The organism is Myxococcus sp. AM011 (assembly GCF_013372595.1).
GTDB lineage: Bacteria > Myxococcota > Myxococcia > Myxococcales > Myxococcaceae > Myxococcus > Myxococcus eversor.
This window is the reverse complement of record NZ_JABXEM010000662.1, coordinates 1-419: the sequence shown is the minus strand read 5'-3', so window position 1 is coordinate 419 and position 419 is coordinate 1. Positions and strand designations below refer to the sequence as shown.

General features: G+C 60.9%; 1 pseudogene. It reads right to left on the bottom strand.

The features are described 5' to 3' along the window. Nucleotides 1–419 (bottom strand): annotated as a pseudogene (locus HUW62_RS47910) (hypothetical protein); the annotation flags it as partial.

Sequence of the window (419 nt, the reverse complement as noted above, 5' to 3'; positions counted from 1 at the left end):
CTGTGACAAGCCAGCCAGCAGCTTGTGCGTGCTCTGCGTGGCATAGACCAGCGCATCCTTGCTGCGCGGACGGCCGTGGCCGATCGCGTGCATGTTCTCGTAGAACGGGTGGAACGACGCGTGCGGCAGCCACGCTTCGTCAAAGTGCAGTGTGTCGATTTCGGTCGACAGCATGTTCTTGATCATCTCGGCGTTGTACAGCACGCCGTCGTACGTACCCTGCGTGATGGTCAGGATGCGCGGCTTCTTGTTCTTGGCCTTGCTGGCAAACGGATGGTCGGCGATCTTCCTGGCGATCGTTTCCGGCTCGAACTCGCTCTTCGGGATCGGGCCGATGATGCCGAAGTGGTTGCGCGTCGGCATCAGGAACACGGGGATCGCGCCCGTCATCATGATCGCGTGCAGATTCGACTTGTGGC